This window comes from Brevundimonas sp. (assembly GCF_016463485.1).
Classification (GTDB): Bacteria; Pseudomonadota; Alphaproteobacteria; order Caulobacterales; family Caulobacteraceae; genus Brevundimonas.
Map to the genome: position 1 here is coordinate 1781 of NZ_JAEMRD010000137.1, position 7191 is coordinate 8971.

A 7191-nucleotide genomic window follows, 5' to 3' on the forward strand; every position below is an offset into this window, starting at 1 on the left:
TGACGACGCCCGACAGGGCGACCGAGCCGGAACCGGCGGTCGTGCCGTCATAGGTCTTGTTCGAGGCGGTCAGGGTGGCGGTCAGACTGCGCTGAAGGATGTCGGCCAGGGCCGTGGCGGGAATGGTTACGGTGTAGTTGCCCGCATCCGCCCCCGTCAGACCGACGCCGCTCACCGTCACCGTCTTGCCGGTTCCGGCGTTGCGGTCGGCGAAGGTCCAGGTTCCAGCCGTCGTGCCGACCGTATCGCCGCTGACGACGCCCGACAGGGCGACCGAGCCGGAACCGGCGGTCGTGCCGTCATAGGTTTTGTTCGAGGCGGTCAGGGCGCTCGTCAGGGCCTTGGGCGTGACGGTGATCTGGCCGGTGTTGCTGAAGGCGAAGGCGTAGCCGCTGTTGCTGGTGAGCGTGCCCTGCGCGGCGGTGACGGCATAGGGCCCGCCGGCGACGGAGGCGCGCTCCGCTGATCCGGTAGAGCTGATCGCAGCTGCCCCGCTGAAGGCCGTCGCCGCCGTATCGGCCAGGAAGGCCCCCGCCACGCCCGGATGATAGCCGCTGACGGTGTAAAGGGCGCCCACCGAACCCGTCAGATCGGTCCCATAAACCTTGCTCGTGGAAAGGGTAGTGACCGTCAATGTGGGCTGGACGGCGAAGACGTAGCGGTTGCCGCTCAGACCCGCCGGCGCTCGTGTCGCCAAGGTTCCGTTCCAGAGGGCCGTGGAGCCGCTGTCCAAACCGCCGAAAGTGCTGGAGTTCGGAGACGCCGCATAAATCGTCCACTTGCCCGAGGCGGCAAGCGCAGAAGAGCCCGACTGGTTGATGAAGTCGCCGTCGGTGGAAAGGACGATGTCGCGCCCGCTTGCGATCCCCGAGGGGCTGAACGACAAGGCTCCTCCGGTGGTGCGGACCAAGATGTCGCCGGCGCCGGCGTTGACGCCGCCCGTCACCGTCAGCCCACCCTCATCAACGAGCGAAAAGCCGTTGGCCGTAAAGACGTCGAGATCGCGAACACGGTTGACGGCCGCCGTCAGATCGGTGGCCCCGCCTGATCCCCCCATCAGATTACCCGTGATCCGGCCCAGGGCGCTCTGGCTGATCGTTCCGCCGGCATGGAGCGAAACCGTGGAGGTTCCTGCATCGAGCGCCGCGTTGAGCACGATGTCCGAACTCGCCCCGCTCGCCGACAGGGTGATTCCGCTGGCGGTGATCGGCGCCTGCACCGTCAAGTCGCCCGTGGTGGTCAGCGAGACCCCGGTGGCTCCGCCGTTGAGCGCGCCGCTGACCGTCAGGCCGCCTGTATCGACCAGGCTCAAACCGTTCGCGGTGGACGCGCCCAGGGCGCCGATCGCATTGGCCGCACCATTCAAGGTCACCCCGTTGATCGCCGAGATCGTCAGGACTCCCGCCGTCAGGGCTCCGGCGGTCTGAGAAATTCCGTCGCTGGACGTCAGGCTGAGAACCCCGTCCGCTCCGGTCTCGGTCAGATCGCCGCCGAGCTGGAGCGACTGTCCCGACAGATAGAGGCCGTTGCCCGCGGTGAGCGTCCCCACCACGTTGACGGCGCCGCCGTTCTCGGCGGTGATGCGAAGTTCATCCGGCGCGCTGAGCCCGCCCAGGGTTACGCCGAAGGCCATGTCCTGAATGATGAACTTGCCGATCCCCGAAGCCGCGTTGAGGAAGACCGGCGAAAAAGCGGCGCCTCCGGTCCAGTCCGGCGCCTTTAGGGTATAGTTCTGACCCACCTCGACCGAGACGGAAACAGTGGTCAAATTGCCTGACTCCAGCCGCACGCTTCCGGTGGGGACTGAGATAAGGTCGTTGATGATCACTTCATCGGACGCAATCACGTTCAGATCGCCCCCGGAAACCGTGGCGGCGCCGATTGTCACATCCCCTGCGGGAGCCCCCGTCGGTGTTTGCAACGCCCCTCCGGCGATGAATTGGCGACTGAAGGACTCCTCTCCCGCTGCGTAAAGCACGACGTCGCCATCGACGAACTCCACTGCGTCAGCCGCCGAACCGCCCAACAGAATGGAGCCGAGACCGCCGTTGTAGCCGGCGGCGATCAGATAGGTGCGTCCTCCGGCGGCAGCCGACGCGGTGTCGAAGCGCGCTTGGGATCCGACGCTGATTGCGGTGTTCTTGTCGGTACCCGTTGCGACGGTGAGCGCAAGATAGGCGTCGAGATCACCGTCGAAGACGAGCGTCGCGTCACGCGCGGCGATCAGGGCGATGCTGCCGCTGGCGGTCGCGCTGCCTGAGAAGTTGATTTCGGGGCCCACCACGGTCACCGCGCCGGCGGCGGCGTTCAGCGCCGCGCCCCCGTTCACCGCGACGGAGCCGCCCACGCCGGTGAAGTTGAAACTGCTGTCGTTGTCAAAGATATCGGCGTCGGTCAGCCCTAGAGACGACAACAACAGTCCGCCGACGTTGAGAACCGCGGTCCCTCCCACCGCTACGCCGGAGGAATCGAGAAACCAGACCTGGCCGTTGCTGTTGACGGCGCCGTTGATGATCGTGCCGCCTCCGCCCAGAACCCGATTGACGGCAATGCTCGTCGAGCCGCTCTGGTTGAAGTTCAGCGTGTCGCCGGGCGCCAGATTGAAACCGTTCCAGTTCAAAAGCGTCCGCGAGCCGCTCAAAGTGATGGTCGAGGTGTCGGCGCCGCCGGTGTTGGACGCCGCGCCCGAGAAGACGGTCGCCGATCCCGATCCGTTATAGGTGTTGGAGACGGTTCCGGCGGCCGTGCTTCCACCGCCGGCTGCGATCTGGGCCGAGGCCGGCGCCGCCAACGCCAGCAAAAGTGCGACGGGGGCCGCGGCGCTCAGAAGAAGCGAGACGCGACGACGAGCGGCGTGAGCGTTGTTCATGGCGAGCCTCAACGGAACGAGAAGGTGGTGGAGAGCGACAGCAGCAGCCGATCCTTCGGCCGGACCGCGCCGGGGAACGGCGCGTTCTGCGGCGCCGCATAGACCAGGCTGACCTGCCCCCTGCGTGTGCGGGCGCGCACCCCGGCGCCGACGGACCAAGGCCGGCTGTCGTAGCCGAAGGCGTCCTGGTTCCACAGCTTGGCCGCATCGACGAAGCCGAAGACGGTCCAGACCGCCTGGGCGGACGCCGCCTCCCAGCCCGCCTCGATCTGGGTCGCCAGGGCCCGATCGCCGGACGCCGCTCCCGGATCAAAGCCCCGGCCTACGGTGTAGGATCCCACCTGGAACTCTTCATAGGCCGGCAGCGGATCCGGCGCCCACTGCCCCAGCAAAGCCGCCGCCGCATAGAGGCCGCGTCCCGGCGACAGGACGACGTCCTTGCGGATCGAGGCTTGACCTCGAACCGAGGTGAAGTCCGGCCGCCCTTCGGGCCGCGACAACAAGGGATCGCCGGCTTCGCTGGCGCCGAAAGCCTCCAGACCTTTGCGCAACTCGGCTTGGAACCCGCCTTGAAGCCCCGGCGTCTGCCTCGGCCGCCAGGTGGCGACGACCTCGGCGGAAAGGACCCGCAGGCTTTCCTCGAACAGGGCGGTCGCATCGCCGTTCGGCTGGCGGAAGGCGCCCAGATCGTTCTTCTGATCCACCCACTCCAACCGGGCGCCCACATCCATGCGCAGGGGCCGAGTGAGGACGACCGGATACTGGACGCCGAGTCGGCTGACGGTCGAGCGTCCCTCCAACTCTAGCGGCGCCAGGGCGCCGCCGGGCTCGGATTCGCTGTAGGCCACATCGCCCAGAACGGTCAGGCCGGAGGCTCCAATACGGAATTCCTCCAGCAGTTGGACCACTCGTTGATCGCCTTCCAAACCCGAGAACAGGATCAGGCTGGTGCGCTCGGCGAAGGCGGTGAAGCTGTTGGCGTCAAGGCGGATCGAGGCGCCCTCGCGCCCGACTTCTTCTGAACCGAAGTTCTGGCCGCTCAGGGTGACGTCCAGCTTCCGCCGAGGGGCGAAGGCCGCCACGGCTTCCAGACCATTGGCTTCGCCCGTCTCCGCGCGACGGATGCTGAAAGACGGGTCGGCGCCGGGAATGTCGCGAACCAACAGAAAGGCGCGTTCGACTTCGCGCCAGCGCGTCGCCCGTTCCGTTTTCAGAGCGCTCAGATAGTCGGCGGCAAGGGCGGCCGCAGGGCCCAGTTTGTCGGCGTCAATCACGGAGGCGCTGACCACTCGACCTTCGGTCACGGTGATCACCAGGACGCCGCCCGTCATCCGCTGTTGGGGCAGATCCACCCGCACCAGGGCTTCGCCCTTAGCACCGTACAGGGCGGCGACGCGGTCCCGAGCGACGCAGAGCACCGACAGATCGCTGTCCTTACCGATCAGATCTGCGACCGCGCTTTGAATCTCGGCGTCGGAGATCAGGCTGGCGCCCTGCGCCTCGATCCGCGTCAGGGTCGTGCGACCTTGACCTGTGAAGGGGCATTGTCCGGGCTGGTACAAGGTTGCGGGATCAACCACCGGTGCGGCCACCGGGCGGGCCTGACGCGCCGGATCGATCTCCTCGCGGGTCTGGCCGGGGACGACCTGGGCCGAGGCGACGCCTGCGCTTAAGAATAGCGCGACGGCTAGGGCCGATGCGCCTTCCATAAGTCGCCAAGAGGCGCCGCGCCTTGCAATACCACCCATCACGCCTGCCCTCTCCCCAACCGCCGTAAGGCGGCGATCCAGTCCTTGTTCGCTGAACTAGACTCCCTCACTCTTGTCTGCATCTACAATCTTGTAGAGGTTTCGGTCGATCCAGGAGACTCGCGCCAGAGAAGGACAACGCAGTGATGAATCAGCATTCGCTCGCCGGCTCAGAGCTTGTAGCGTGACCGAAGAGGATGTCGCGGCGGCGACCGCCGCCTTCCAGGGCGTGGGTTTGGGGGACCGGACCTGGGTGGAGGCGCTGGAAGGCCTGGCCAGGCTGACCGGTTCAAAGGGCGGCGAACTGATCGGCCTGGGTCGAGAGGCGGCGGTGCCGTTCAACTGGATGACGGGCTTGCCGCCGGAAGCCTCCGCCGAGTTCGTGACGGCGGGCGGCGGCGACCCGCGCGTGAACTCGCGCGTTCGAATCGGCATGGCGGCGCCCGAGATGGCGGTGCTCGACGAAACGGCCTTCACCAGCGCGCAGGACGCCGCGCGCTTTCCGGAATACGGCGCCTGGTTGCGTCGGCATGATCTGGCCTTCGCCTGCCTGTCCCCGCTGCTGCGCCAGGACGACCTGCTGGTGGGTCTGGCGCTGATGCGGAGCGAGTCTCAGGGCAATGTGACAGTGGAACAGCGTCGGGCCTTCGCAACCGTCGTTCCTCACGTCCGCGCCGCCGTCCGGACCCAGATCGCCCTGGACGCGCGAGGATTGAACCTCGCCCTGGGGCTTCTAGATACGCTTTCAAACGCCATCCTCATCTGTGACGGGCACGGTCGAGTCCTGGCGCTCTCCCCCGCCGCTGAGGCGATGGCGACTTCGGGCGAGATCCTGCGCGTGACGCGCGGCATGGCGGCCGGCGCTCGCGATGCGGACACCGCCGCCCTTCGCACCGCGATCGCTGCGGCGGCGGCGAGCACCGGCGGCCTCCGGCCGCCGCCCCGACCCGTCGTGCTGCGCGACGCCAGAGGAGACCGGCCGACCCTTGCCGAAGTCTGCGCCGCACCTGGAGACTATGCCCTGAGGTTCGGGGCCGCCGCCCTGGTGGTAATTCGCCCGCCGCGACAGGAGGAGGCGCGCCTTGTCGCCGCAACACGCAGCCTGTTTCACCTGACCAGGGCAGAGGCGGAAGTCGCCGCCAAACTAGCCGCCGGAATGGGGCCCCAAGCAATCGCCGAAGCCAACGGCGTCGCCGTCGGGACGGTACGCACACATGTACGCCGCATATTCGAGAAATGCGGCGTGCGGAGCCAACTGGAACTCGTGGCGCTTCTGGCGCGACTTTAATGACGAAGACTATGTCGGCATCCCCATCCTGGCGACCGGCGAATTCGGAGCGCCGGATCGCGACCGCGCTGGCGATCCGTTGCGACGGGCTGTTCTGAAGCCCAGCGCGTGGCGCCGTGAACGCCTGACGCCCGCCCGCGTTCGTCAGTGAGCTCATGGATCAAAGGTTCGCTATGACGGACTACACCCTCTATTATTGGTCCCTGCCCTTTCGGGGGCAGTTCGTTCGCGCGGTTCTGGCCTATTCCGGCAAGACTTGGCGGGAGCCCGACGACAGAGAGATTTCCCGCTTGATGGAGGGGCCGGTCCGCGCCATGCCAGTGCCCTTCATGGCGCCGCCGGTTCTTATCGACGAACAGAATAAGGTCGCGCTATCCCAAATGCCGGCCATTCTCCTCTATCTCGGCGAAACTCTCGATTTGCTGCCGGCAACGCCCGGGGCTCGGGCTTTGACGCTCAAGATCATCAATGACGCCAATGATCTGATCGACGAACTCACGCTCGACGGCGGCCGTCAGATGTGGACAAACCCGCGATGGGCCGACTTCGAGCCGCGTCTGAGAAAATGGATGTCCCTCTGGGAGGAGACCGGCCGACGTCACGGCCTAACGGGGACCTCCGGCTTCTTGCTCGGCAGCGCAAAACCACAGATGGCGGATCTTGTGACAGCGACGCTCTGGGCCACCCTGGCCGACAGGTTCCAGCCCCTCGAGGACTTGATCAGGGATGCCGCACCGATGACAGCGGCCCTGTCCAGGAGGGTGGCCGCCCTCTCGCCCTTGGCCGACTTGGCCAATAAGGCGCGGTCAGATTACGGGGACACCTGGAGCGGCGGAAAGATCGAGGTTTCGCTCCGCAAGGTCTTGAGCGCCCGTCAATAGCCAGATTGACGGACTATGGCGCCCTTCACATCCGCGAAGTCGCCATGATGCCTAAGAGTAACAGGGTCAGTATCGGCAAAGGGCGTCGAGACGGGCTCTGGGCGTCGAGAGCCCGAGACCTTCTCAAACAGGAAGGACGAAAACCCGTTCATATCCTGTCTGACCATCTGTGGTGGGGAAGACCAGAAACTCCTCGCCGGCAGAGTTGATCAAGTCTCGTGCTATCTCGTTGAAGGCTGAATCCTGCCCCTCCTTGCGGACAAGGATAAGCCTTCCCCGTCTTGCTCGCGGCGGAAGGCGGGGTGCTCGCGGCTGATGCTGTCCAGATGAACTCCCATTGCCCGACTTCATGGCGACCCCGGCAGGACTCCAACCTGCGACCTCGGCTTTAGGAAAGCCTTGCTC

4 protein-coding genes are annotated in these 7191 nt (G+C 66.2%); 2 read left to right on the top strand and 2 right to left on the bottom strand.

Annotation, left to right across the window (positions count from 1 at the left end; all coding sequences use genetic code 11):
• A partial coding sequence (locus JHC99_RS15360; RefSeq protein WP_292155322.1) for a YDG domain-containing protein occupies positions 1-2869 on the bottom strand: 2869 nt, incomplete at its 3' end.
• Positions 2870-2877: 8 nt separating this feature from the next.
• Positions 2878-4578, bottom strand: a complete 1701-nt coding sequence (locus JHC99_RS15365) for a ShlB/FhaC/HecB family hemolysin secretion/activation protein (protein WP_292155324.1) — start codon at positions 4576-4578, stop codon at positions 2878-2880.
• A 223-nt stretch (positions 4579-4801) separates the two neighbouring features.
• Between JHC99_RS15365 and JHC99_RS15370 the strand changes: the two genes are divergently transcribed.
• Complete coding sequence (locus tag JHC99_RS15370; RefSeq protein ID WP_292155325.1) at positions 4802-5905, top strand: helix-turn-helix transcriptional regulator; 1104 nt, start codon at positions 4802-4804, stop codon at positions 5903-5905.
• 173 nt (positions 5906-6078) lie between these two features.
• Complete coding sequence (locus JHC99_RS15375) at positions 6079-6786, top strand: glutathione S-transferase (protein ID WP_182715091.1); 708 nt, start codon at positions 6079-6081, stop codon at positions 6784-6786.
• Positions 6787-7191 lie beyond the last annotated feature (405 nt).